The 2,031-nt window shown below is 58.0% G+C and carries 1 protein-coding gene; it reads right to left on the reverse strand.

Features of this window, described 5'->3' with window-relative positions; genetic code table 11:
• Positions 1–210 precede the first annotated feature (210 nt).
• A partial coding sequence (gene katE, locus BKD70_RS22345; protein WP_070415416.1) for a catalase HPII occupies positions 211–2,031 on the reverse strand: 1,821 nt, incomplete at its 5' end.

Genomic DNA, 2,031 nt, shown 5'->3' on the forward strand with positions numbered 1-2,031 from the left:
GCTGGCCACGTTATTGACCAAGCGGGTGAAGCGAATTGATTCGGGGTATGACCTGAAAATTCACCGGCAAATCCTGAAACATATTCCGGCGCAGGTTGTGCTGATTCCGCGCAAGGCGGATTAAAAGCATCGCAGGCAAGCCAGCTCGCACATTTGAACAGTGTGGGAGCTGGCTTGCCTGCGATGACGATCTAACAAACAACCGATAAGTTAAGCCGGAATCGCCTTGGATTTCGGCTCACGCGCCCACACTCGATGCTGGGCAATCGCCGCAAAGAAGGCCTTGAACGCCTTGGCATCCGCGCCCACGATCAACCCCGCATCCTCCTCCAGTTTCAGCAGGTCCAGCAACGGCTTCACATCGCTGGCTACCGCAATCGCCTTCAGGTGTTTGTAGGCTTCCAGTACGTAATGCAACGCCACGCCATCACCGCTCAGCGCCTTCACGGACTCTTTGCCACCCGGGATAAACACTGCGTCGAAGGCAATGGACGGCATGCCTTCCATCGAGGCGTCGACCGGCAGCGTCTTGCCCTGCGCGGTGGTCACCGGCGCCGAAGTAGGCCCCAGCAACTTGGCATGGGCGCCTTCAGCTTCAAGCGCGGCTTTTAACGCGTCAATGGCCGCACCATCAACGCCGTTGGCTGCCAGAATCGCCACTTTGCGCGTTTTGATATCGCCCGACAGCAAGTTCACCTGGCTCAAGGCTGGCGATTCTTTCAACGACGTTTCACGGGCAGGCACGGTGCCCTTGGTCGGCGCCGGCAAGCCCAGGTTCTGCGCAACGCGCTTGGCCAGCTCCAGGTCGATATTGGCCAGGATCTCGTTGACCTGGCGCGCACGGATGAACTCGCGCTCCACCTTGCCCAGCTCAAAACTGTAGGCCGCGATAATGTGCTCTTTCTCGTGGTGGCTCATGCTGTTGTAGAACAGCGTCGCCTGGGAGAAATGGTCACCGAAGGATTCGCTGCGCTCACGTACTTTGTTGGCATCGACGCGCTCGTAGTAGGACTCAAAGCCACCATCGGTAGGACCAGCAGGGGTTTCTTTCGGCCAACCACCATCAATAGAGTTTGGCTCGTAGGACGCACGACCCTTATCAATCACGGTGCGATGCTGAGCGTCGCGCTGGCCGTTATGAAAAGGCACGACAGGCCGGTTGATTGGAATCTCATGAAAGTTCGGCCCGCCCAGTCGGCTGATCTGGGTATCGGTGTAGGAAAACAGACGGCCCTGCAGCAATGGGTCGTTGGTGAAGTCGATGCCCGGCACGATGTGACCCGGGCAGAACGCAACCTGCTCGACTTCAGCGAAGAAGTTGTCCGGGTTACGGTTGAGCACCATTTTGCCCAGCGGCGTGATCGGTACCAGTTCTTCTGGAATGATCTTGGTCGGGTCGAGCAAGTCGAAATCAAACGTGTGCTCGTCTTCTTCGGCCACGATCTGTACGCCCAGCTCCCACTCAGGGTAATCGCCGCTTTCAATCGCTTCCCACAGGTCACGACGGTGGTAGTCCGTATCTTTACCGGCCAGCTTTTGCGCCTCATCCCATACCAGCGAGCAGGTGCCGACTGTTGGACGCCAGTGGAACTTCACGAAGCTGGACTTACCTTCGGTATTGATCAAACGGAAGGTGTGTACCCCAAAGCCCTGCATGGCGCGCAGGCTTTTTGGAATGGCGCGGTCGGACATGGCCCAGATCACCATGTGCGCGGATTCCGGTTGCAGCGAAACAAAGTCCCAGAACGTATCGTGGGCCGAACCGCCGGTAGGAATCTCGTTATGAGGCTCGGGTTTCACCGCGTGGACGAAGTCAGGAAATTTGATCGCATCCTGGATGAAGAACACCGGCATGTTGTTGCCCACCAGGTCGAAGTTGCCTTCGTCGGTGAAGAACTTCACGGCAAAACCGCGCACGTCACGCACGGTGTCGCCGGAACCACGCGGGCCCTGCACCGTGGAAAAACGTGCGAACACTGGGGTTTTGTGTTCAGGCGTGCGCAGGAAACCGGCCTTGGTCAGTGCCGAGTG

Source organism: Pseudomonas sp. BS-2016 (genome assembly GCF_001806145.1).
In the GTDB taxonomy this organism is placed as follows: Bacteria; Pseudomonadota; Gammaproteobacteria; order Pseudomonadales; family Pseudomonadaceae; genus Aquipseudomonas; species Aquipseudomonas lundensis.